Genomic DNA, 21732 nt, shown 5'->3' with positions numbered 1-21732 from the left:
TCAGGCCTCCTTGCGGTCGGTGTCGGGGCGCAGGGTGTCGGGGCGCAGGTAGCCCAGGATCACCTCGACGATGTGCTCGCCGCGCTCCTCGAGCGCCGCGGCGGCGCGCAGGTCGCGGCCGAAGATCGTCGAGAGCGTGTGGGCGTTCGAGAGATAGAAGAACCCGAGGCTGGCGATCGAGATGTAGAGGTGCACGGGATCGACACCGGCGCGGAACACGCCCGCCGCCACGCCGCGGCGCAGCAGCGCGTCCAGCGTGTCGACCAGCGGCGAGTGCAGCGCGCGGATGTTCTCGGAGCGGCGCAGGTGCTGCGCCTCGTAGAGGTTCTCGGTGTTGAGCAGGCTGATGAAGGCGGGGTTGTCGAGGTAGTAGCGCCAGGTGAAGAGCACCAGGCGGCGCATCGCCTCCAGCGGCTCCAGGTCGGTCAGGCTGAGGCGCCGCTCGGAGCTGCGGATGTCGGCGTAGGCCTCCTCCAGCACGACCAGGAACAGGTCCTGCTTGTTGCCGTAGTAGTGGTAGAGCATGCGCTTGTTGATGCCGGCGCGCTCGGCGACGGCGTTGACGCTGGCGCCGCCGTAGCCGTGGGCGGCGAACTCGGCGGTCGCGGCGGCCAGGATCGCCCGGCGTGTCCGCTCGGGATCGCGGGTCACGACGTTGCGCTCCGGCTCGCCCTTGGCGGCCCGCGCTTCGCGGCTGATGATGCCGGCCATCGCGGCTTCCGTCGCTCCCTCGTTGACAAGGCCGTGCCGAGGCACTGACAATCAAATAACCAGCTGGTTACTTCCGCGTCCAGCCTGTTTCGCCGGCAAGTTTCGCGCCTGTCGACAACGAAAACCCGGGATCCATCCGGCGGCGTGGCCCGCACCGGCTCGGACCCCGCCGAACTGGGAGGATGCCAATGAGAATCGAACGCTCTCTCGCGGTCGCGCTGCTCGGCGCCGCCGGCCTTCTGCTCGCCGCGCCCGCGCCGGCCAGGGCCGCCGACACGGTCGAGGCCTCGCTGATCCTGAACTGGATCGCCGGCGGCGACCACGCGCCCTACTACTACGCCAAGCAGGAGGGGTGGTACGAGGCCGCCGGCCTCGACCTCGACATCGAGCAGGGCAAGGGCTCGCAGCTCGCCGCCCAGCGCGTCGGCATCGGCTCCAACGAGCTCGGCCTCGCCGACATGGGCGTGGTGCTGATCGCCAAGGGCGAGGGCGCCGAGGTCGTCGCCATCATGAACGTCTACGCCAACACGCCGCAGGGCTTCTACTGGCTGAAGTCGTCGGGCATCGAGGGGCCGAAGGACTTCCCCGGCAAGAAGATCGGCAACCCGCCGGGCGACGCCGCCCGCGCGATGTTCCCGGCCTTCGCCCAAGCCGTCGGCATCGAGGCGGACTCGGTCCAGTGGATCAACGTCCAGGCCAACGCCAAGCTTTCGGCGCTCAAGGCGGGCTCGATCGACGTCACCACCTCCTTCTACAACATCCACCACATCTTCCAGGCCCAGCTCGGCGACGACATGGGCTTCGTCTCCTGGGCCGAGGTCGGCGTGAACCCCTACGGCAACTCGCTGATCGCCAACGCCGAGTTCCTGGAGGAGAACCCCGAGGCGGTGCGCGCCTTCGTCGAGGTCACCCAGAAGGCCTTCGCGCACTGCGTCGAGGAGCCGGAGGCCTGCGTCGCGGCCCTGGTCGCGGCCAACACCGGCCTGAAGCAGGACAACGAGCTGCAGAACTGGGAGCTGGTCACCGAGCTGATGAGCAACGAGCACTCCCGGACCGTCGGCCTCGGGCATTTCGAGGAGGCGCGCATGACCGACGACTACGCGCTGGTCGACCAGTACTTCGAGATCAAGAACCCCTTCGAGGTCGAGAGCGCCTACACCAACGAGTTCATCGACACCTCGATCAAGATGCCCGACTGACGGCTCGCGTCGGCGCAACGAGCCTTGCGGCGTCCGGCCCCGGCCGGGCGCCGCTTCGCGTTCCGGCTCACCCGAACTCCGGGCCGGCGGTCAGCCACAGCAGCGCCGGCTCGCCGGCCGGCGGCCTGCCCAGGTGCATGCGCAGGAAGGGCCGCTGCGGCGTGAAGCCCGCGGCCTGCAGGACGGCTTCGAGACCGGCGCCGTCGCGGGCGTCGAGGAAGGCGGCACCGCCGCCGAGCGCGGCCAGGCCCTCGGCCAGGAGGCCCTCCGCCGTCGCCCGATCCTCGGCGATCAGTGGCCCGACCTGCCCGGCGAGGCGCCCGGGCCGCAGCAGCAGGCTGCCGCCGGAGCGCAGGATCCGTCGCCCGTCGCCGGCGAGCGCCTCCAGCAGGGCGCCGCGCGGTGCGCCCATGGCCCGGGCGTCGCGCGCGCAGGCCGCCGCCCAGGCGTCGCGCCCGACGTCCTCCGCCCGGGCCGGCGGGGCCTCCGCGCCCGCCGCGGCGGGCCGGTGCCAGCGCGTGATCGCCTGGCCCTCCAGGAAGCCGAGGGCGCGGTAGACGGCGACGCCGTCGGGCGTCGCGTCGAGGAAAAGCGCGCGCGCCAGCGCCTGCCCCTCGGCGACCGCCCGGCCCATCAGCAGCGAGGCCAGGCCGCGCCGCCGCCAGCGCGCGGTGACCAGCACCATGGAGATCCAGGCGATGTCCCGGTCGTAGGGCAGCAGCACGGCGCTGGCGACCAGGGGGCCGCCGCGCTCGGCGAGGCCGAAGCCGAGGCCGAGCCCCAGGAGGCGGTGCCAGTCGGCCGGCGTCTGGTTCCAGCCGGCCTCGCACGAGAGCGCCAGGCGTTCGGCCTCGGGCGCAGCCGCCAGCGCGACCGCCTCGAGGCCCTCGGGCAGGCCCGGCACCGCCCGCTCGCACGCCATCGCCTCAGTACTTGCCGTCGCGGGTCTCGAAATGGGTCGGCTTGCCCAGGCTGCGGCCGCCCCCGGAGATCCAGTCGGCCTGCCAGTCGATCATCGTCGCCAGCGGCACGCGCGGGTAGCCGAACAGCGCCTGCGCCTGGGCCGCGTTGTTCAGCCAGGCCTGCGGCGCCTCCTGCCCGACGATCCGCACCGGCTTGCCGAAGCGCTCGGCGAAGCGCTCGGCGAGCCAGCGCACCGACAGGACCTCCGGCCCGGTGACGTTGAGCGGGCTGGTCGGGGTCGTCGCGTGGCGCAGGCTGCGCAGCACCTGGGCGTTGGCGTCGCCCTGCCAGATCACGTTGACATGGCCCATGGCGACGTCGACCGGCTCGCCGGCCCAGACCTTGCTGGCGACGTCGTGCAGGACGCCGTAGCGCAGGTCGATGGCGTAGTTCAGGCGGATGATCCGCCCCGGCGTGCCGTGGGCGTGGGAGTGGTACTCGAAGACCCGCTCGCGCCCCAGGCAGGAGTTGGCGTACTCGCCCGGCGGCGGGTTCGGCGCCACCGACTCGTCCGGGCCCTGGCGCGTGACGTCGGTGAAGGGATAGACGCAGCCGGTCGAGAAGGCGGCGATGCGGCTGTCGCGGTAGCGCTCGGCGACGTAGCCGGGGACCAGGGCGTTCATGGCCCAGGTCAGGTGCTCGGCGCCATGGGAGCCGAACTTGCGGCCGGCCATGAAGACCACGTTGGCCGCGTCCGGCAGCCTGGCCACGGCCGAGCGGTCGAGCAGGTCGGCGGCGACCGGCTCGACGCCGCCGCGCTCCAGCGCTTCGGCGAGGCCGGGCTCGCTGAAGCGGGCGACGCCGACGACGCGCTTGTCGGGTGCCGCCCGCTTGGCCAGGCGCGCCAGCGTCGGGCCCATCTTGCCGCCGACGCCGAGCACGACCAGGTCGCCTTCGAGGGCGGCCAGGTCTGCGACCAGCGCCGGGTCGGGCCGGGTCATGAACTCCTCGAGCGCGGCCTCGTCGGCGAAGCCCGCCGGCAGGCGGTCGGGCGCGGTCTGCGTCATCGACATTTCCCTCGTTGTTAACCGTCCGGTTCATACCAGCATGCGCACCCGGCGTGGAGCCGGCAACCCGCATCTGGAGGCAAGTGCCGCCCGGGTGCATCCCCGCTGTTTCGAAGCAGCGGGCCCTTGCTCTAGGATCGCGCGCCGCGGCGCCGCCGCGATCTTCCGCGCGCCGCCAGGGCCCGCGCGCCTCGAGGAGACAGGGAGCAGCATGAAGCCGGTCGTCTGGATGTTTTCGGGCCAGGGCTCGCAGTACTTCGGCATGGCCAGGGACCTCTACGAGAGCGAGCCGGTCTTCCGCCGCACCCTGGAAACCTGCGGCGAGATCCTGGCCCCGCGGCTCGGCCTGCGGCTCGACGAAGAGATCTACCGCCAGCGGCCCGACCGCTTCGCGCCCTTCGAGCGGACCCGCCACTCCAGCCCAGCGATCCTCGCCGTGCAACTCGGCGTGGCGCGCCTCCTGCAGGCGCGCGGCCAGCGGCCGGACCTGCTGCTCGGCTACAGCCTCGGCGAGCTCACCGCCGGCGTCGTCGCCGGCACCCTGGGCCTGGAGGACGTCCTGGACCTGACGGTGCGCATGGCCGAGGCGCTGGAGGAGCGCGCGCCGCCCGGCGCCATGCTGGCGGTGCTGGCGGAAGCCGCGCTGGTCGAGCGCCGGCCCGATTGGTTCGCCGGCACCTGGATCGCGGCGCGCAACTTCCCGGGCCACTTCGTCGTCAGCGGCGGGGTGCCCGAGATCGAGCGGCTGCAGGCCCGGCTGTCCGAAGCCCAGGTCACTTTCCAGCAGCTGCCCGTGGAGTTCGCCTACCACTCGCCGCTGATCGAGCCGGCCGGCGAAGCGACGCGCGCCGCCCTGGCCGCCATGGCAACCGTTCCGGGCGGCATCGAGGTCGTCTCCGCGTCCGACGGCAGGACCACGGGAGCGCCCAGCGCCGAGGTCCTGTGGCGGACCTTCAGCGGCCCGGTGGGCTTCGACCTGGCGCTGCCGGTGCTCGAGGCGCGCGGTCCCTTCCGCTACCTAGACCTGGGGCCGTCCGGCACCCTCGGCACCTTCGTCAAGTACGCCCTGGCGCCCGGCTCGCAGTCCGAGGTCGCCATGACCGTGACCCCCTTCGGCACCTCCCGCCAGAACCTGGAGCGGCTGCTCGGCGCGCGCTGAATTCCGGACGACGCCGGGGCCCGCCTTCCGAGCCTTGCGATTCTTGCACCCCTGGACAGGCAGAAGTGACGCTTGAGACATCATCCTAGATGATCTGTACTTGTGCGATGAGACATCGCACGAGGCATCCCCGATGATGACGGCTGCCCAGCTGCGCGCCGCCCGGGCGTTGCTAGGCCTCGACCAGAAGACGCTGGCGGCGCTCGCCGGCGTCTCGCTGCCGACGATCCAGCGCATGGAGGCCAGCCAGGGCAACGTGCGCGGCGTCGTCGAGTCGCTGACCCGGGTCGTCGAGGCGCTCGAGCGGTCTGGCGTCGAACTGATCGGCGAGGACGCCCCGAGCCTCGGCGGCGGGCGCGGCGTGCGCCTCAAGGCCCGCGAGCGCAGGCCGTGAGCGAGAGCGGCCCGGCGCAGCCGCGGCGAGCGACGCCCAGCTTCCGCGAACTGTTCACGCCCAAGCTGGTCACCATCCTGCGCGAGGGCTACGGCCCGGCCCAGTTCCGCGCCGACGCCGTCGCCGGGCTCACCGTCGCCATCGTCGCCCTGCCGCTGTCGATGGCGATCGCCATCGCCTCCGGGGCTTCGCCCGCCCAGGGGCTCTACACGGCGATCGTCGGCGGCTTCCTGGTCTCGGCGCTCGGCGGCAGCCGCTTCCAGATCGGCGGGCCGGCCGGCGCCTTCATCGTGCTGGTCGCCGCCACGGTCCAGGCCCACGGCATCGACGGCCTGATCCTGGCGACCGCCCTGTCGGGCCTGATCCTGGCAGCGCTCGGCCTGCTGCGGCTCGGCACCTACATCAAGTTCATCCCCTATCCGGTCACCGTCGGCTTCACCGCCGGTATCGCCGTCATCATCTTCGCCAGCCAGCTCCGCGAGCTGCTCGGCCTGACCTTGCCGGGGCCGGAGCCGGGGCCGCTGCTCGAGAAGCTGCCGGCGCTCTGGCAGGGCCTGCCGAGCCTCGATGCCGCGACCGTCGTGCTGTCGCTGGCGACCATCGCCACAATCCTCGGCCTGAAGCGGCTCTGGCCCCAGGTGCCGGGCATGCTGGTCGCCGTCGCCGGCACCGCGGCCGCCAGCGCCCTGCTCGGCCTGCCGGTCGAGACGATCGGCACGCGCTTCGGCGGCATCCCCGGCAGCCTGCCGCTGCCGGCCCTGCCCGAGCTCAGCGTCGCCAAGGCGGTCGCCGTCCTGCCGAGCGCGCTCGCCTTCGCGCTGCTCGGCTCGATCGAATCGCTGCTGTCGGCCGTGGTCGCCGACGGCATGACCGGGCGCCGCCACCGCTCGAACTGCGAGCTGCTGGCCCAGGGCGTCGCCAATGTCGGCTCGGCCCTGTTCGGCGGGATCTGCGTCACCGGCACGATCGCCCGCACCGCGACCAACGTGCGCGCCGGCGCGCACGGACCGGTCGCCGGCATCCTGCACGCTGCCTTCCTGCTGCTCTTCGTGCTGGTCGCGGCGCCGCTCGCCAGCTTCATCCCGCTGGCCAGCTTGGCCGGCGTGCTCGCCGTGGTCGCCTGGAACATGGTCGAGAAGCAGGCCTTCGCTACCCTGCTGCGGGCCTCGCGCGGCGACGCCGCGGTGCTGCTGACGACCTTCGGCCTGACCGTCTTCCGCGACCTCACCGAGGCCATCGTCGTCGGCTTCGCCCTCGGCTCGGTACTGTTCATCCACCGCATGTCCAAGACCACGGCGATCGAGAGCCACACGCCCTTCGTGCCGGAGGACCGGGCCGACAGCGCCAACGGCGGCCGGCGGCCCTACGACGAGGCGACGGCGACCGATCCCGACATCGTCGTCTACCGGATCTCCGGCGCCTTCTTCTTCGGCGCGGCCGCCTCCATCGGCAGCGTGCTCGACCGCATCGCCGACAGCCACAGGGTGCTGGTCGTCGACTTCGCCGCCGTGCCCTTCCTCGACTCGACCGCTGCCAACACCCTGGAGGGGCTGGCGCGCAAGGCGAGCCAGCGCGGCGTCCGGGTGCTGCTCGCCGGCACCTCCGCCGAGGTCCGCCGCGAGCTGGTCGCGCACGGCATCGAGCCGCCCCGGGTCACCTTCGCCCGCTCGATCGAGGAGGCCGTCGCCGAGGGCCGCCGCAGCCTGGCTGCGCCGGCGGGGGCCTGAGCGCGGCGCTCAGTCGCGCTCGGAGCCGGGGCCGCGGGTCGACCAGATCAGGCTCAGGAACAGCCCGCGGGCGCGCGGCAGGATAACCAGGGCGAGGGCCAGCGCGAGCAGCGGCCAGAGCGTCTTCGAGATCCAGTCCGGCCAGGTCCGCTCGGCTTCGACGAGCAGCGCCAGCGGGACGAGAATGTGGCCGACCATTAGGATGGTCAGCCAGGGCGCGGCGTCGTCGGGGCGCAGGTGACCGTAGGTCTCGCCGCAGGCCGAGCAGGCCTCGACCTGCTTCAGGTAGCCGGCGAGCAGGCGCGTGCGGCCGCAGTTCGGGCAGCGGCCGAGCAGGCCGCGGCGCATCGCCAGGCCGAGGCTCGGCCGAGGGGAGCCGCTGCCGGCGGCTGCCTTGGCGATCGTCATGGCTCGGAACCTCCAGGCTGCCGGCTCCCGTGGCGCGGCGAGGGGGCGGCCGGGGAGGGTGCCGGAACCTTAGCCGGCATTGCCATGGTTGGACAGCACGGCGCCCGGAGCGGCCGGGGCTGCTTCCATTGGACGCGGCGAGAGCGCTCGGCGGCACCGGGCGGGTGCGGCACCGCGGCACCGCAATCGAGGCTTGAAAGTCTTGCCGGCACCGACACCCACGGCCTAAATGGCGCTTATGGAACATCACCACGACACGCTCGCCGCCACGTCCGGTTTCGGCCGGCACCCTCGCCCGTTCGGTCAGGCCGGGAGCCGGGCGCAGCCGTGAGCAAGGCCGTGTTCTCCGGGGAGCCTTCCGAGGAGTCCGCCAAGCCACGCCCCGGGCGTGCCAAGCCGGCCGGCGGCGCCAGGCCGCGCGAGCGCAACTGCTCGGTCGGGCGCACCGTCGGCATTCTCTCGGACGCCTGGACCTTCCTGGTGATCCGCGAGGCCTTCTTCGGTGCGCGCCGCTTCGAGACCTTCCGTGCGCGCCTCGGCCTGCCGCGCGGCACCCTGACCGAGCGCCTGAAGAAGCTGACCCGCCAGGGCATCCTGCGCCAGGTCCGCTATTCCGAAACCTCGAGCCGCCACGAATACCGCCTGACGCGGATCGGGCTCGACCTCTATGCCAGCTTCATCGCCCTGCTCGGCTTCGGCGACCGCTGGCTGGCCGACGCCGGGGGGGCGCCGCTGACGCTGGTCCACAAGGACTGCGGCTGCGACTGCCACCCCCAGGTCGCCTGTTCGGCCTGCGGCGGCGCGGTCAGCGCGACCCGCGTCACCTACCGCGACGGTCCCGGCGCCGGCAGCCTGCCGCTGGAGCCGGGCAGGCGCTCGCGGCGCTCCTCGGATCCCTCGCAGTTCGAGCGCGGCCGGCCCTGCTCGGTCGCCCGCACCCTGCAGATCATCGGCGACCGCTGGAGCTTCATGGTGATCCGCCAATGCTTCTTCGGCGCGCAGCGCTTCGACGAGCTCCAGGCCAACCTCAACATCGCCTCCAACATCCTGGCCGACCGCCTGGCGCGGCTGGCCGCCGACGGCATCCTGGAGCGGCGCAAGTACCAGGACCTGCCCGAGCGCTTCGACTACCGGCTCAGCGCCCAGGGCCGCGACCTCTACGGCTCGATGATCATGATGATGGCCTGGGGCGATCGCTGGCTGTCGGGCGGCGAGCCGCCGCTGGTGCTGACCCATCGCGACTGCGGCCAGGACTTCACCCCGGTCATGCTCTGCGACCGCTGCGGCAAGCCGATCGAGCCCCGCGCCATGGGCTACCGGATGAACTATCCCGACGAGGCCGCCCTGGCGGTGAAGTGACGGCGCCCGCGCCGGTGACGGCCCGGCTGCGGACGGGGCGCGCCTTGACAGCTCCTTGGACGAATAGTCTATTAATGAAAGTCATGTTTGCCGAAGGGGAGCCGCGTGCGGTGCAGAGCCTGAGTTGCCAGTCGATCGGGACCTGCCTGCGCGGCGCCGGGGCCGCGGCTCCGTCATGAGCGGGGCGGTCTCGCAGCTCGCGGGCGGCGCGGCGCCCGCCGTTGCCCTGTTGGTCGCGGGGCGGATCGCGACCGTGACCCTGAACCGCCCGGACCGCCGCAACGCCGTGAGCCTGGAGATGTGGCGCGAGCTCGCCCGTCTGTTCGAGGCGCTCGGCCGCGACGAGGCGTTGCGCGGCATCCTGTTGACCGGCGCCGGCGGCAACTTCAGCGTCGGCGCCGACATCGCGGAGTTCGCCAGCGTCCGCGCGACGGCCGAGCAGAGCCTCGAGTACGAGGTCGCGGTCGACGCCGCCTCGACGGCGATCGCCGCCACGCCCAAGCCGGTCGTCGCCGCCATCGAGGGCTACTGCCTGGGCGGCGGTTGCCACCTTGCCCTGGCCTGCGACTTTCGCTTCGTCGCGCCCGACGCGGCGCTCGGCATCCCGGCGGCGCGCCTGTCGATCGTCTACGGCGTCGCCAGCACGCGCCGGCTGCTCGCCCTGGTCGGGCTGAGCGCCGCCAAGCGCATCCTCTTCTCCGCCGAGCGCTTCGGCGCCGAGGCGGCCGTGGCCATGGGCCTCGCCGAGCGCCGCGCGCGCGCGCCGGCGGCGGCGGCGCAGGATTTCCTGGAGGGGCTCGCCGAGAACGCGCCGCTCTCGATCGCCGGGGCCAAGTTCATCCTGAACGGCCTCGCGGTCGGGGAGGAGCCGCTCGACCCGGCCGCCGCCCAGGCGGTCATCGACCGCGCCTCGCGGAGCGACGACTACCGCGAGGGGCGCGAGGCCTTCGCCGGCAAGCGCCCTCCCGCCTTCACCGGCCGCTGAGCGCCGATGAAGCCCGCAGCCTTCGAGTATCTGGCGGTCGAGAGTGTCGAGCAGGCGCTGGAGGCGCTCGGCGCGGCCGGCGGCGAGGCCAAGATCGTCGCCGGCGGCCAGAGCCTGGTGCCGATGCTGAACTTCCGCCTGCTGCAGCCGTCGCTGCTGGTCGACGTCAACCGCATCCCCGGGCTCGACTTCATCGAGGTCGAGGCGGAGCGCGTGCGCGTCGGTGCCTTGACGCGCCACTGGCGGCAGGAGGCCTCGCCGGAGCTGCGCCGGCACCTGCCGGTGCTGAGCGCCGCCATGGCCGAGGTCGCGCATCTCGCGATCCGCAACCGCGGCACGCTGGGCGGCAGCCTGAGCCACGCGGACCCGGCCGCCGAGCTGCCCATGATCGCGCTGCTGCTCGAGGCCGAGATCGTCACCGCCGCACCGGCGGGCGGGCGCCGCGTCGCGGCGCGCGACTTCTTCCTGGGCGCGCTCACCACCGACCTGGCCGAGGACGAGCTGGTCGTCGAGGTCGCCTTCCGACGCCCGGCCGCGGGCAGCGGCTGGGCCTTCGAGGAGCTGGCACGGCGCTCGGGCGACTTCGCCCTGGCGGCGGTCGCCGTCACCCTGCGCCTCGAGGGCGGGCGCATCGCCGAGCCGCGCATCGCGCTGATGGGCGTCGACGAGACGGCGCTGCGCGCCGAGGCGGCCGAGGCCCTGCTCGAGGGCGAGGCGCCCGGCGAGGCGCTGCTCGCCGCGGCCGCCGAGGCGGTGCGTGCCCGGGTGCAGCCGAACACCGACCTGCACGCCTCCGCCGACTATCGCCGCCACCTCGCCGGCGTGCTGACGCGGCGAACCCTGCAGACCGCGCTGGCCCGCGCGGCGGGAGAGGCGGCGTGACCGGCAAGCGCCTGGTCCGGATGACGGTCAATGGCAGCCCGGTCGAGGAGGCGGTCGAGCCGCGCCTGCTGCTCAGCGACTTCCTGCGCCAGATGCTCGGCTTGACCGGTACCCACGTCGGCTGCGAGCAGGGCGTCTGCGGCGCCTGCACGGTCCGCCTCGACGGCCGCACGGCGCGCGCCTGCCTGACCTTCGCGGTCCAGGCCGAGGGCAGCGAGATCGTCACGGTCGAGGGCCTGGGCACGGCCGAGGCCCTGTCGCCGCTGCAGGAGGCCTTCCGCGAGCACCACGCCCTGCAGTGCGGCTTCTGCACGCCGGGCATGCTGATGACCGCCCTGGATCTGCTGGAGACCCGGCCCGGCGCCACCGACGCCGAGCTGCGCGAGGGGCTGTCGGGCAACCTCTGCCGCTGCACCGGCTACGAGCACATCGTCGCGGCGGTACGCGCCGCCGCCGAGCGCCTGGCGCGCGAAGGCAAGAGGGAGGGACCGCCATGAAGATGCACATCCTGTCCGGCGGCCGGCTGCGCATGAAGAAGTCGATCTACTTTCCCGAGGCCGACCGCGCCGAGACGGTCGAGCTGCCGGTGTCCTGCGTGCTGCTGCGCCATGCCCAGGGCAACGTGCTGTTCGACACCGGCTGCCATCCCTCGGTGTGCAGCGACGCCGAGGCGCGCTGGGGCAACCTAGCGCGGGCCATGGTGCCGCTGATGGGGCCCGAGGGCACGTTGCCCGCGGGCCTGGAGTCGCTCGGCTTGGCGCCCGACGACATCGACGTCGTCATCAACTCGCACTTCCATCCGGACCACTGCGGCTGCAACGGCTACTTCCGCAAGGCGACCTTCCTGGTCCACGAGAAGGAGCTGGCGCTGGCGCGCTCGCCCGAGGCGGCGGCCTCGGGCTATCTGCCCGCCGACTGGGACCACCCCATGCCGATGGACACGGTCACCGGCCAGCGCGACCTGTTCGGCGACGGTCGGATCGTGCTGCTGCCGCTGCCCGGGCACACGGTCGGGCTGATCGGCGTGCTGGCGGCGCTGGAGCGCAGCGGCAGCTTCCTGCTCGCCTCCGACGCCGTGCCCTTCCGCGAGAACCTCGACCGCGAGGTGATCCCGCGGAACACCTGGGACGCCGACGTGCTGACCGGCACCCTGGCCGAGATCCGGCGCCTCGAGGCCGGCGGCGCCACGGTCCTCTGCGGCCATGACGACGCGCAGTGGCAGGGCCTGCGCAAGGGGCCGGAGGCCTATGACTGAGGCGGGCCCGGTGAGCGATGCGGGCCCGGACAACCTGGCGGCCCGCCCCAAGAGCATCGGCGCCCGGATCCGGCGCACCGAGGATCCGCGCCTGCTGGCTGGCCAGGGCCGCTACGTCGACGACCTGCAGCCGCCGCGCACGCTCCACGTCGCCTTCCGGCGCAGCGACGTCTCCCATGCCCGGATCCGTGGCGTCGAGCTGGCGGCGGCGCGTGCCGCGCCGGGCGTCGTCGCGGTGGTCACGGCGGCCGACCTGGAGGGCCTGGCCCGGCCGCTGGTCGCCGCCTCGCGCATGGCCAGCTACCACGGCACGCCGATCCGGCCGCTGGCCGAGGGCAAGGTCCGCTTCGTCGGCGAGGCCGTGGTCGCCGTGCTCGCGGAGAGCCGCTACCTCGCCGAGGATGCGCTGGAGCTGATCGACATCGACTTCGAGCCGCTCGGCACGGTGATCGATCCCGAGGCCGCCGCCGCCGAGGGCGCGCCGCTGCTGCACGAGGAGATTGGCAGCAACGTTCTGGTCGAGCGGAGCTTCGCGCGGGGCGACGCCGACTCCGCCTTCGCCGCGGCGGCGCATCGCGTCGGCGGCCGCTTCCGCTTCCGGCGCAAGAGCCCCGGCGCGATCGAGAACCGGGTCTGCCTGGCCGAGTGGGACGCCGGCCGCGGCTCGCTGGCTTTGCACAGCGCGACCGGCATTCCCGGGATTCTGCGCGACGCGCTCTGCGAGGCGCTCGACTTGCCCGGCCACCGCCTGCGGGTGGTCGCGCCCGACGTCGGCGGCAGCTTCGGCGGCAAGGGCTCGCTCTATCCCGAAGAGATCCTGGTCTCGGTGCTGGCGCGCAAGCTCGGCCGGCCGGTCAAGTGGACCAGCGACCGGCTGGAGGACCTGACCAGCACCAGCCAGGGCTTCGACGAGATCATCGAGGCGGAGCTGGCGCTCGATGCCGACGGCCGCGTGCTGGCGCTGCGCGCCGAGGTGCTGGGCGATGTCGGCGCCTACTCGATCTACCCCTGGACCGCCGGGCTGGAGCCGGTCCAGGTCGTCGGCTTCCTGCCCGGGCCCTACCGGATCGAGCACTATCAGGCCCACGTCCGTGCCGTCGCGACCTCGAAGGCGCCGACCGGGCCCTACCGCGGCGTCGGCCGACCGGCCGCGGTCTTCGCCACCGAGCGGCTGATGGACAAGGCGGCCCGTCGCCTGGGCCTCGACCCCAAGGAGATCCGCCTGCGCAACTTCGTGCGGCCCGAGGATTTCCCCTACAAGATCGGCTCGGGCATCGTCTGGGACCGCTCCGGCTTCACCGAGTGCCTGGAGGCGGCCTGCGCCGGGCTCGACTACCCGGCGTTGCGCGAGCGGCAGCGGGCGGCGCGCGCCGAGGGCCGCTGGTTCGGCATCGGCATCGCCTCCTACGCCGAGCTGACCGGCATCGGCTCCAAGATCTCGGTGGCGCCTGGCATGCCGATCAACACCGGCACCGAGACCGCCTCGATCCGCATGGACTCGACCGGCGGAATCACCGCGGCGGTCGGCATCGCTTCCCACGGCCAGGGCCTGGAGACGACGCTGGCGCAGGTCGTGGCCGATACCCTCGGCGCGCGCCTGGAGGACATCCGCATCGTCCAGGGCGACAGCGACGCCGTCGCCAACGCCACCGGCACCTACGCCAGCCGCGGCGCGGTCCTGGCCGGCGGCGCCGCGATCCTCGCCTCGCGCGCGGTCAAGGAGAAGCTGCTGCGCGCCGCCGGCCACCTGCTGGAGGCGGCGGAGGGCGACCTGGAGGCCCGCGACGGCCGGGTCGCCGTCGTCGGCACCGACCGCTCGCTGAGCTTCCGCGAGATCGCGCGGGCGGTCTATTCGGAGATCGGCCGGATCCCGCACGAGGCGCGCGAGGAGCTCGAGGCGACCCGGCTCTACGACCCCTACTACGGCACCACGACCTCCGCGACCCATGTCGCGACCCTGGAGATCGATCCCGAGACCTACCGCGTCCGGCTTGGCCGCTTCCTGGTCGCCGAGGACTGCGGGCGGCTGATCAACCCCATGATCGTCGACGGCCAGGTCCACGGCGGCGTCGCCCAGGGCATCGGAGCCGCGCTCTACGAGGAGGTCGTCTACGACGCCGACGGCCAGAACCTGACCGCCAGCCTGGTCGACTACCTGATCCCGGCGGCGCCCGAGGTGCCGCCGATGACGGTGGTCCACCTGGAGAGCGAGTCGCCGACCACGCTCGGTGGCTTCCGGGGCATGGGCGAGGGCGGCACGATCGGCGCGCCGGCGGCGATCGCCAACGCCCTCTCCGATGCGCTGCTGCCGCTCAACATCGAGATCGACGAGCTGCCGGCGACGCCGGAGCGCCTGTTCCGCCTGATCCGGCGGGCCCAGGGCGAAACGCCAGGAAATAGCTGAGGAAAGAGGTCATGGAACTGGGACTCGAGGGCAGGGTCGCGCTGGTCACCGGCGGCGCGCGCGACGTCGGGCGCGAGATCGCGCTGACGCTGGCCGCGGAGGGTGCGGCGGTCGCGGTCAACTACCGCGGATCGGCCGACGAGGCCGCCGCGGTCGTCGCCGAGATCGAGGGCGCCGGCGGCCGCGCCCGGGCCTACCAGGCCGACGTCGCCGACCATGCCGCCGTGATCGCCCTCGTCGAGGCGGTGGTCGCCGATTTCGGGGGGCTCGACATCCTGGTCAACAACGCCGGCCTGGCGCTGCGCAAGCGCTTCCTGGAGACCACCCCGGAGGAGTGGCGCCGCCAGATCGACACCTGCCTCTACGGCGCGCTCCACTGCTGCCACGCCGCGGCGCCGCACCTGGAGGCCGGCGGCCACGGCCGGATCGTCAGCGTGATCGGCGATTCCTCGCGGGTCGGCGAGTCGGGGCTCGCGGTGGTCGCGGCGGCGCGCGCCGGGGTGGTCGCGCTGATGAAGTCGCTGGCGCGCGAGCTCGGCCGCTCCGGCGTGACCGCCAACACCGTGTCGCTGGGGCTGGTCGAGACCGCCCACGCCCGCGACTGGGTCGATGCCAACCGCGAGAAGCTGACCCGCCTCTACCCGCTGCGCCGCCTCGGCCAGCCGGAGGACGTGGCGCCCATGGTGGCGCTGCTCGCCTCGCCGCACGGCGGCTGGATCAGCGGTCAGACGATCTCGATCAGCGGCGGCTTTTCGATGGTCTGATTCGGCTAGGGGGTGGGCGCGCCGTAGCTGGTCAGGTAGCGCATCTCGCGGGCGCGAAGCGGCCCGTCCCAGCCGGGCACCAGGACCACGGCCCGGGTGACCGTGCCGCCGGCCCGGGCGACGAAGCGGGCCGTGATCTCCCCCTCGCCGCGGCACCAGCGGTCGCCCCAGCTCTTCATCAGGATCATCGGCCCGTAGATGTCGAGGCCCTTGCCGGTCAGGGCGTAGCCGCCGCCCTCGGGTGCGCGCTCGATCAGGCCGCCGGCGACCAGGTTGTTCAGCCGGTCCGCCAGGATGTTCGAGGCGATCCCGAGGTTCCGGGTGAAGTCCTCGAAGCGCTTGTTGCCGTGGAAGAACTCCTGGAGAATCAGGAAGGTCCATCGGTCGCCGACGATCGAGAGCGTGCGCTCGACGGAGCAGGGCCGGCGGCCGCGTGGCTCGGCGGAGCGGGACAGGCGCCGGCTGCGCGCGCCGGGCGGCTGGCGCGGCCGCCAGTAGCCCTCGCGGATTCGGAACAGGACGCTGCGCGGGTCGACCGGGCTGCGGTTGTGCCGCCAGGCGATGCGCGGCGAGAACCAGCTGCGCGAGGGCAGGTGGAACAGCGCGACCGGCGGCAGGCCGTCGCACAGCCACTTGTCGCCGTACCACATCAGGCCGAGGAAGATCTCGTAGAGGTCGAGGCCACGCTCCGACAGGACGTAGCGCTTCCAGGAGCTGCCGGGGGCCAGCGCCCGCTCCTCGAAGATTCCGCTATCGACCAGGCGAGCCAGGTTCTTGGCCAGGGTCGCGCGCGGGATGCCGAGCTGTGCGGCGAACTCACCGAACCGCCGGGCGCCGAAGAAGGCTTCGCGGATCACGAGGAAGCGCCAGGGGTCGGCCAGGATCTGCAGGGTGTCGGAGATCGTCGAGTCGCGCTCGCAGCCCGCCGGGGCCGTCCTGTCGGGGCGCGGCGCACCGGCGTCGCACGGCACCGCCATCGCGGCGGCCTCGGTCGCGGTCCAGTCGAGCGGCATCGCGCGGGGGCTCCCTGGTCTCGTCGCGGCGGTCTCCTGGCGCTCAGGTGTCGGCCGACTCGGACTCGTGCAGCGCCAGCTCCTGCTCACGCATCCGGTACTTCTGTACCTTGCCGCTGGCGGTCGCCGGGAACTCGGCGACGAAGCGGAAGGTGCGGGGAATCTTGAAGCTCGCGATCCGCCCGTGGCATAGCGCGCGCAGGGCCTCGCCGTCGACGGCGGCGTCCGGCTTGAGGCGCACCCAGGCGCAGACCTCCTCGCCGTAGCGCTCGTCCGGCAGGCCGAAGACGTAGGCCTCCGCGACCGGCGGCAGGGTCAGCAGGAACTCCTCGATCTCGCGCGGATAGATGTTCTCGCCGCCGCGGATGATCGTGTCCTTGAGCCGCCCGACGATCTGCAGGTAGCCGCTGTCCTTCATCACCGCCAGGTCGCCCGAGTGCATCCAGCCGCCGGCGTCGATCGCCTCGGCCGTCGCCTCGGGGCGTTGCCAGTAGCCGCGCATCACCGAGTAGCCGCGCACGCAGAGCTCGCCGCGCTCGCCGCGCGCGACGATGCGCCCGCTCACCGGGTCTACGACCTTGGCCTCGAGGTGCGGCTGGATCGCGCCGACGGTCGAGATCCGCGTCTCCAGGTCGTCGTCCGCCAGCGACTGGAAGGAGATCGGCGAGGTCTCGGTCATGCCGTAGACGACGGTGATCTGGCGCATGTTCATGCGCTCGACCGCGTCGCGCATGGTCTTGAGCGGGCAGGGCGCGGCGCCCATGCAGCCGGTGCGCAGCGACGAGAGGTCGTAGCGGCCGAACTCCGGATGACCCTGCATCGCGATGAACATCATCGGCACGCCGTAGAGCGAGGTGCAGCGCTCGGCGGCGATGGTGCGCAGGGTCTCGACGGGGTCGAAGCTCTCGCCCGGCAGCACCAGGGCGCTGCCGTGGGCGAGCGCCGCCATGCCGCCCAGGACGACGCCGAAGCAGTGGAAGAAGGGCACCGGCAGGCAGATCCGGTCGCTCGGCCCCAGGTGCTGGCGCAGGCCGACGAAGTAGCCGTTGTTCAGGATGTTGTGGTGGGTCAGCAGGGCGCCCTTGGGGCGGCCCGTGGTGCCGGAGGTGTACTGCAGGCTGCAGGGGTCGTCGAAGGCGACGCCGCTCTCGGCCGCGCGCACCGCATCGCGGTCGCCGCCGGCGGCGAGGAAGTCGGTCCAGCGCTCGTCGATGCCGCTCCGCTCCTCGTCGTCGCCCCCAGGCCTCTCGAAGACCACGACGTGCCGCAGCGCCGGCAGGCGCGGCCGGACCTCGGCGATGGCGCGGGTGAAGGAGTAGCTGCGGAAGCCGGGCGCGGCGATCAGCAGGGAGGTGCCCGAGTCTTCCAGGATGTAGGCCAGCTCCTCGCCGCGGAAGGCCGGGTTGACCGTGACCACGACGGCGCCGACGCGGACCGCGCCGTGGTGGGCGAGCAGCCACTCCAGGCGGTTGGCGCTCCAGATCGCGACGCGGTCGCCGGCCGTCACGCCGCGGGCCAGCAGCGCCGCCGCGACCTGGTCGGCGGCGGCGTCGAGACCGGTGTAGCTGAGCGCGCGGCCCTGGAAGGCGCTGACGATCGCCTGCCCGGTGGGGTGCCGCTCCGCGGCTCGGTGCAGCGCAGCGCCGATGGTCATGCCGAGCAACGGCCTGTCGGCGACGCCCGAGACGTAGGCGGGCAAGGGGGCGGCGACCGAGCGGGCGCGGGTGCCGCCTGAGCTGTCGGGAGTCATCGGCTGCGGTTCCCTCATCCGGCGGCCAGCACCGGCGCGCCGCGAGCGGGCTCGGCCGGCGCCGGCTCCGCGAGGCAGCGGCCGAGCGCCTCGCCCTCGGGGTCGGCCAGGGCGGCCTCGCGTGCCCGTCGCAGGGCCTGGGTGCGGGGCCGGCCGACGGCGAGCGCCGGCTCGACCAGCTCCGCCAGCAGCCGGCCGAAGTTCTCCTGTCCGCGCCGGTAGGTATCGCTGTAGCCCTTGAGCAGGTCGGCCGAGAGGGCGGTCTCGACGCCGAAGCCGTAGTCCAGGCGCGCCGCCGCCTCGACGGCGGCGAGCCAGCGCGCGGTCAGCGCGGTCTCCTGGCTCCAGCGCCAGGAGCCACGGCGCAGGAGTCGCAGGCGCGCCATGGTGCGCAGCAGCAGGAAACCGGCGACCGTGTCGCTGCGCAGATGCAGCCCGGCATGGAAGCGGCGCTCCAGCCCGCGCCGCCGCAGCGCCGCCAGGAAGCCTTCTCCGAGACGCCTCGGCAGCAGCGCGCAGATCTCCTCGGGGCCGGGCTTGAAGAAGTCGGTGATGCGCAGCGGCTGCCCCTCGGCACGGCTGTCGCGGCGCAGTCTCGCGTAGCGCTGCGGGCGCGACTTCAGGTCGGCGACGCGGATCACGTCCTCGTAGGTCATGCGCAGCGCCAGGAACCGGCAGGCCTCCTTGGTCAGGAGCCAGCCGCGGTCCGCGCCGCCGAGCGCGCGGTCGAGCGCGACGATCTCGCGGCAGCGCGCCAGGTAGTCCTCGGCGTGGCGCCGGTCCTGGTAGTCGCGGGCCCGGTCGCGGCCGCTGCCGACGACGAAGCGCGTCTCGACCGGGAAGTCCTCGAGATCCTTGCCCGCCGGCTCGCCCGGCGCCGCGGCGGCCGGCGCCGCGGTCGGCCCGCCCTGTGCCGCCTCGAAGCCGAGCCGGAAGCCCTCGAGGCTGGCCTCGAGGCCGCGGCCGCCGGCGCGGATCGCCGCCTCGAAGGCCTCGCGCCCGGCCGGCAGCACGCGCGAGCCGGCGAGCGCGCCGAACAGCACCGCGCTGACCACCGTGCCGGCCTGCTCGGTCGCCTGCTCCATGTCGAAGACGATGGCGCGGCGCGCCAGCTCGTGGATCGCCTTGAGGGCGCGCGCGGAGTCGAAGCGGCCGTCGCCGAGCGCGATCTTCTCGGAGGTCGCGTAGGTCCGGTGGCTCGAGGCGATCAGCGTGGTCCGGTCGGCGGTGACGTAGCCGTTCTGCACGGCGCGCGCCGCCTCGATCAGCTCGGAGGCCAGCATCACCTCGACCTCGCCTGGGACCGGGGTCAGCGCGAAGACCGGCCGGCGCCGCCCGAGCTCGGCGAGCGGCACCGAGCAGTACTCGATGTAGTAGGTCGTGGCCCCGGTGCGCTGGGCGACGCCGGGGATCGAGGTGGTCTGGCAGGGATAGCCGGCCTGGCGCAGCACCGCCGCGACCCAGTCGGCCAGCACGCCGCCGCCCTCGCCGCCGAGCGCGGCGATCAGGATCGAGACGGTGCGCGGCGCGTCCCCGATGATCCCGCCACCCTGGTCATCCCGTCCGGTCATGCCGCCGCCCGGCCGCGGGCGTCGCGGCCCTGCAGCAGCGCGATCGTGCGCCGCCGCAGGCCGGCGAGCAGCCGCTCCAGGCGCCCGGCGTTCTGTACGACCTCGAGCCTGTGGAAGGAGGGGCAAAGGACCGCCGCCTCGGCGACCTCGCCGCAATTGCCGCAGCCGACGCAGCCCTCGGTGACGTGGGCGACGGGCGCGCGGCGCAGCGGGTCCGCGGTCGACTTCACGGTCAGCGTCGGGCAGCCCGACAGCCGGATGCAGGAATGGTCGCCCGTGCAGGTCTCGGCGTCGACGCCGAAGCGGGTGCGCAGGACGCGACCCCCGGCCTTCAGCCGGCGCGCGACCGCCGGCTTCTCGCGGCGCTGGCGCGCCAGCATGCACTCGCCGTCGGCGATGATTACGCGCAGGCCCTTGCCGCGCGCCAGGATCGCCTCCTTCAGGGTCCCGACGAGGCGGCCGACGCGGTAGCTGTCGACGGTGCGGATCCAGCGCACGCCGACGCCCTTCAGAGCCGACTCGATGTCCATGCCGCTGGCCTGGTCGCGCGAGTTGCTGCCGGTCGAGGGGATGTGCTGGTGGCCGGTCGCCGAAGAATAGCCGTTCTTGAGGATGACCAGCACGCCCTCGTCGCGGTTGAAGACGTGGTTGGCGACGCCGGTCGTCAGGCCCTGATGCCAGAAGCCGCCGTCGCCCATGATCGAGACCACGGGATTCCTCATCATTGAGGACAGGCCGGTCGAGGAGGCGAGGCCGAGTCCGTAGCCGAGGATGGTGTTGCCGATCTTGAAGGGCTCCAGCGTCGCGAAGGAGTGGCAGCCGATGTCGGCGCTGACATGCAGCGGGCCGACCCGGTCCTGGACCAGCCTGAGCGCGGAGAACACCGGACGCTCGGGGCAGCCGGTGCAGAAGCCGGGCGGCCGCGTCGGCACCGGCTCGCCGAGGATCTCGAGGGCCTGGCGCCGGCTCGCCGCGACCCGCTCGACGCGCTGCCGGGCGGCGGCAGAGGGCAGGGCCGTCGAGCGCGCCTTCGCCAGGAACCGGCCGAAGCCCTCGAGCAGCACCGCGCCGACGTACTCGCCGGCCATCGGCAGGCAGTCCTTGCCGTGGACCCGGGTCCCGAGCCCGGCGTCGGAGAGCAGCGCCTTGACCGCGGTCTCGATGAAGTCCGGCTGGCCCTCCTCGACGACCAGCACCGCCTTGCGGTCGCGGCAGAAGCCGGCGATCTCCTCGGGCACCAGGGGGTAGACGCAGTTCAGCACCAGCAGCGGGATCCGGCTCTCGCCGAAGGCATCGGCGAGGCCGAGCGCGCGCAGGGCGGCGACCACGTTGTTGTACATCCCGCCCTGCAGGACGATCCCGAGGTCCGGGGCCGCTCCCTCGCCGGCGGCCTCGAAGACCTCGTTGATTTCGCGCTCGGCGATGAACCTCTGGGCCGCCGGCCAGCGCACCTCGACCTTGCGCTTCTCCTGGAGGTAGGTGGCGGGCGGCAGCGAGATGCGGTCCTTGTCGAACAGCGGCGCCGGGAGGAGGTCGCGCGTCGAGTAGCGCGGCGGCCGGTTGTCCCGCGCCGCGAAGCGCCCGGTCATGTGGCAGGCGCGGATCCTCAGCTCCATCATGACCGGCGTGCTGCTGGCCTCGGACAGCTCGAAGGCCTGTTCGACCAGGTCGACGATCTTCTGCAGGTCGGGCCGCGGATCGAGCAGCCAGAACTGCGATTTCATGGCGATGGCGTGGCTGCGCTCCTGGATGATCGAGGAGCCCTCGCCGTAGTCCTCGCCGACGACGATCAAGGCGCCGCCCGTGACCCCGGCCGAGCTGAGGTTGGACAGGGCGTCGGCGGCGACGTTGGTGCCGACGATCGACTTGAAGGTCACGGCGCCGCGGAGGGGGTAGGTGACCGAGGCGCTGAGCATGGCGGCGGCGCCGGCCTCGTTCGCGCAGGTCTCCAGGTGAACGCCGAGACGGCCCAGCAGGTCCTGGGCGTCGCTCAGCACGTCGACCAGGGCCGAGACCGGCGCGCCCTGGTAGCCGCCGACGTAGGACACGCCCGACTGCAGCAGCGCCTTGGTAACGGCGAGGATGCCTTCGCCCTCGAAGGTCTCGCCGTCGCCGATCTCGAGCTGCTTGACCTCCTCGGCGAAGGACCGTTCGGGCATGACCTTCCTCCCGTCCCCCGCC

General features: G+C 73.2%; 19 protein-coding genes. 11 read left to right on the top strand and 8 right to left on the bottom strand.

Annotated features, from left to right (window positions below):
- Positions 1-711 carry a TetR/AcrR family transcriptional regulator gene (locus WD341_RS14800; protein ID WP_368426243.1) on the bottom strand — a complete coding sequence of 237 codons (711 nt, stop codon included), beginning with the start codon at positions 709-711 and terminating at the stop codon, positions 1-3.
- 188 nt (positions 712-899) lie between these two features.
- Here WD341_RS14800 and WD341_RS14795 point away from each other — a divergent pair, with 188 nt between their 5' ends.
- A complete protein-coding gene (locus tag WD341_RS14795; RefSeq protein ID WP_368426242.1) occupies positions 900-1910 on the top strand; it encodes an ABC transporter substrate-binding protein in 1011 nt (336 codons plus the stop codon).
- A gap of 67 nt (positions 1911-1977) precedes the next feature.
- On the opposite strand, the gene WD341_RS14790 is transcribed toward WD341_RS14795, so the two are convergent.
- Both WD341_RS14790 and WD341_RS14785 read right to left on the bottom strand, forming a co-directional pair.
- Positions 1978-2832 (bottom strand): GNAT family N-acetyltransferase, encoded by an 855-nt coding sequence (locus WD341_RS14790; RefSeq protein WP_368426241.1) that lies wholly within the window; start codon positions 2830-2832, stop codon positions 1978-1980.
- A gap of 4 nt (positions 2833-2836) precedes the next feature.
- Entirely contained in the window at positions 2837-3880 is a 1044-nt protein-coding gene (locus WD341_RS14785) for an NAD-dependent epimerase/dehydratase family protein (RefSeq protein WP_368426240.1), read from the bottom strand.
- 211 nt (positions 3881-4091) lie between these two features.
- Between WD341_RS14785 and WD341_RS14780 the strand changes: the two genes are divergently transcribed.
- The 3 genes from WD341_RS14780 (at position 4092) to WD341_RS14770 (ending at position 7160) form a co-directional block, all read left to right on the top strand.
- The gene (locus WD341_RS14780; protein WP_368426239.1) at positions 4092-5039 is read left to right on the top strand and encodes an acyltransferase domain-containing protein; all 948 of its coding nucleotides are present in this window, start codon (positions 4092-4094) and stop codon (positions 5037-5039) included.
- 133 nt (positions 5040-5172) lie between these two features.
- Positions 5173-5433: a helix-turn-helix domain-containing protein gene (locus WD341_RS14775; protein WP_368426238.1), complete on the top strand. Its 261-nt coding sequence runs from the start codon at positions 5173-5175 to the stop codon at positions 5431-5433.
- Positions 5430-7160: a SulP family inorganic anion transporter gene (locus WD341_RS14770; RefSeq protein ID WP_368426237.1), complete on the top strand. Its 1731-nt coding sequence runs from the start codon at positions 5430-5432 to the stop codon at positions 7158-7160. Before WD341_RS14775 ends, WD341_RS14770 begins: the two co-directional genes overlap by 4 nt.
- A 9-nt stretch (positions 7161-7169) precedes the next feature.
- Here the strand turns inward: WD341_RS14770 and WD341_RS14765 are convergent, their stop codons facing one another.
- Positions 7170-7568 carry a DUF983 domain-containing protein gene (locus WD341_RS14765; protein ID WP_368426236.1) on the bottom strand — a complete coding sequence of 133 codons (399 nt, stop codon included), beginning with the start codon at positions 7566-7568 and terminating at the stop codon, positions 7170-7172.
- Between the two features lie 327 nt (positions 7569-7895).
- Here WD341_RS14765 and WD341_RS14760 point away from each other — a divergent pair, with 327 nt between their 5' ends.
- The 7 genes from WD341_RS14760 to WD341_RS14730 all read left to right on the top strand — a co-directional run bounded on the left by WD341_RS14760 (position 7896) and on the right by WD341_RS14730 (position 15217).
- Positions 7896-8927 (top strand): winged helix-turn-helix transcriptional regulator, encoded by a 1032-nt coding sequence (locus WD341_RS14760; RefSeq protein WP_368426235.1) that lies wholly within the window; start codon positions 7896-7898, stop codon positions 8925-8927.
- 175 nt (positions 8928-9102) lie between these two features.
- A complete protein-coding gene (locus tag WD341_RS14755) occupies positions 9103-9912 on the top strand; it encodes an enoyl-CoA hydratase-related protein (RefSeq protein WP_368426234.1) in 810 nt (269 codons plus the stop codon).
- Positions 9913-9918: 6 nt separating this feature from the next.
- Entirely contained in the window at positions 9919-10794 is an 876-nt protein-coding gene (locus WD341_RS14750; RefSeq protein WP_368426233.1) for a xanthine dehydrogenase family protein subunit M, read from the top strand.
- Positions 10795-10814: 20 nt separating this feature from the next.
- Entirely contained in the window at positions 10815-11291 is a 477-nt protein-coding gene (locus WD341_RS14745) for a (2Fe-2S)-binding protein (protein ID WP_368426253.1), read from the top strand.
- Positions 11288-12049, top strand: a complete 762-nt coding sequence (locus WD341_RS14740; protein WP_368426232.1) for an N-acyl homoserine lactonase family protein — start codon at positions 11288-11290, stop codon at positions 12047-12049. Before WD341_RS14745 ends, WD341_RS14740 begins: the two co-directional genes overlap by 4 nt.
- Before the next feature lie 10 nt (positions 12050-12059).
- Positions 12060-14453, top strand: a complete 2394-nt coding sequence (locus tag WD341_RS14735; RefSeq protein ID WP_368426231.1) for a xanthine dehydrogenase family protein molybdopterin-binding subunit — start codon at positions 12060-12062, stop codon at positions 14451-14453.
- An 11-nt stretch (positions 14454-14464) separates the two neighbouring features.
- A complete protein-coding gene (locus WD341_RS14730) occupies positions 14465-15217 on the top strand; it encodes an SDR family NAD(P)-dependent oxidoreductase (protein ID WP_368426230.1) in 753 nt (250 codons plus the stop codon).
- Positions 15218-15222: 5 nt separating this feature from the next.
- Here WD341_RS14730 and WD341_RS14725 read toward each other — a convergent pair whose 3' ends face one another.
- The 4 genes from WD341_RS14725 to WD341_RS14710 are packed head-to-tail and all read right to left on the bottom strand — an operon-like array spanning position 15223 to position 21710.
- The gene (locus WD341_RS14725) at positions 15223-16230 is read right to left on the bottom strand and encodes a winged helix-turn-helix transcriptional regulator (RefSeq protein WP_368426229.1); all 1008 of its coding nucleotides are present in this window, start codon (positions 16228-16230) and stop codon (positions 15223-15225) included.
- A 43-nt stretch (positions 16231-16273) separates the two neighbouring features.
- Positions 16274-17980: an AMP-binding protein gene (locus tag WD341_RS14720; protein WP_368426228.1), complete on the bottom strand. Its 1707-nt coding sequence runs from the start codon at positions 17978-17980 to the stop codon at positions 16274-16276.
- 14 nt (positions 17981-17994) lie between these two features.
- On the bottom strand, positions 17995-19551 hold the full coding sequence (locus tag WD341_RS14715) for an indolepyruvate oxidoreductase subunit beta family protein (RefSeq protein ID WP_368426227.1): 1557 nt from the start codon (positions 19549-19551) through the stop codon (positions 17995-17997).
- Positions 19548-21710: a thiamine pyrophosphate-dependent enzyme gene (locus WD341_RS14710; RefSeq protein ID WP_368426226.1), complete on the bottom strand. Its 2163-nt coding sequence runs from the start codon at positions 21708-21710 to the stop codon at positions 19548-19550. The genes WD341_RS14715 and WD341_RS14710 overlap by 4 nt, the downstream gene beginning before the upstream one ends.
- Positions 21711-21732: the final 22 nt, after the last annotated feature.

It is taken from the genome of Tistlia sp. (assembly GCF_040905785.1).
GTDB lineage: Bacteria > Pseudomonadota > Alphaproteobacteria > Kiloniellales > DSM-21159 > Tistlia.
This window is presented reverse-complemented; position numbering and strand designations above follow the sequence as displayed.

Coding starts and splice junctions, on each gene's coding strand:
- WD341_RS14780 (WP_368426239.1), top strand. CDS start 4,092: ATGAAGCCGGTCGTCTGGATGTTTTCGGGCCAGGGCTCGCAGTACTTC.
- WD341_RS14790 (WP_368426241.1), bottom strand. CDS start 2,832: ATGGCGTGCGAGCGGGCGGTGCCGGGCCTGCCCGAGGGCCTCGAGGCG.
- WD341_RS14715 (WP_368426227.1), bottom strand. CDS start 19,551: ATGACCGGACGGGATGACCAGGGTGGCGGGATCATCGGGGACGCGCCG.
- WD341_RS14795 (WP_368426242.1), top strand. CDS start 900: ATGAGAATCGAACGCTCTCTCGCGGTCGCGCTGCTCGGCGCCGCCGGC.
- WD341_RS14765 (WP_368426236.1), bottom strand. CDS start 7,568: ATGACGATCGCCAAGGCAGCCGCCGGCAGCGGCTCCCCTCGGCCGAGC.
- WD341_RS14720 (WP_368426228.1), bottom strand. CDS start 17,980: ATGACTCCCGACAGCTCAGGCGGCACCCGCGCCCGCTCGGTCGCCGCC.
- WD341_RS14725 (WP_368426229.1), bottom strand. CDS start 16,230: ATGCCGCTCGACTGGACCGCGACCGAGGCCGCCGCGATGGCGGTGCCG.
- WD341_RS14750 (WP_368426233.1), top strand. CDS start 9,919: ATGAAGCCCGCAGCCTTCGAGTATCTGGCGGTCGAGAGTGTCGAGCAG.
- WD341_RS14785 (WP_368426240.1), bottom strand. CDS start 3,880: ATGACGCAGACCGCGCCCGACCGCCTGCCGGCGGGCTTCGCCGACGAG.
- WD341_RS14775 (WP_368426238.1), top strand. CDS start 5,173: ATGATGACGGCTGCCCAGCTGCGCGCCGCCCGGGCGTTGCTAGGCCTC.
- WD341_RS14800 (WP_368426243.1), bottom strand. CDS start 711: ATGGCCGGCATCATCAGCCGCGAAGCGCGGGCCGCCAAGGGCGAGCCG.
- WD341_RS14710 (WP_368426226.1), bottom strand. CDS start 21,710: ATGCCCGAACGGTCCTTCGCCGAGGAGGTCAAGCAGCTCGAGATCGGC.
- WD341_RS14755 (WP_368426234.1), top strand. CDS start 9,103: ATGAGCGGGGCGGTCTCGCAGCTCGCGGGCGGCGCGGCGCCCGCCGTT.
- WD341_RS14745 (WP_368426253.1), top strand. CDS start 10,815: ATGACGGTCAATGGCAGCCCGGTCGAGGAGGCGGTCGAGCCGCGCCTG.
- WD341_RS14730 (WP_368426230.1), top strand. CDS start 14,465: ATGGAACTGGGACTCGAGGGCAGGGTCGCGCTGGTCACCGGCGGCGCG.
- WD341_RS14740 (WP_368426232.1), top strand. CDS start 11,288: ATGAAGATGCACATCCTGTCCGGCGGCCGGCTGCGCATGAAGAAGTCG.